This is a genomic window from Xanthomonas sp. DAR33341 (assembly GCF_003992815.1).
Taxonomy (GTDB): domain Bacteria; phylum Pseudomonadota; class Gammaproteobacteria; order Xanthomonadales; family Xanthomonadaceae; genus Xanthomonas; species Xanthomonas cissicola.
In genome coordinates this window covers 1-336 of the sequence record NZ_QEYV01000005.1, presented here as the reverse complement: position 1 = coordinate 336, position 336 = coordinate 1, and the positions used below count along the sequence as shown (strand labels likewise).

The window sequence follows — 336 nt, the reverse complement described above, 5'->3', positions numbered from 1 at the left end:
ATGGCCTGACCCCGGAGCAGGTGGTGGCCATCGCCAGCCACGATGGCGGCAAGCAGGCGCTGGAGACGGTGCAGCGGCTGTTGCCGGTGCTGTGCCAGGCCCATGGCCTGACCCCGGCACAGGTGGTGGCCATCGCCAGCAATGGCGGTGGCAAGCAGGCGCTGGAGACGGTGCAGCGGCTGTTGCCGGTGCTGTGCCAGGCCCATGGCCTGACCCCGGAGCAGGTGGTGGCCATCGCCAGCCACGATGGCGGCAAGCAGGCGCTGGAGACGGTGCAGCGGCTGTTGCCGGTGCTGTGCCAGGCCCATGGCCTGACCCCGGAGCAGGTGGTGGCCA

1 protein-coding gene is annotated in these 336 nt (G+C 71.1%); it reads left to right on the top strand.

Annotated features, from left to right (window positions below; translation table 11 throughout):
- Positions 1-336 (top strand): TAL effector repeat-containing protein (locus EO156_RS00020; protein WP_206513883.1); only part of this gene is annotated, 336 nt, incomplete at both ends.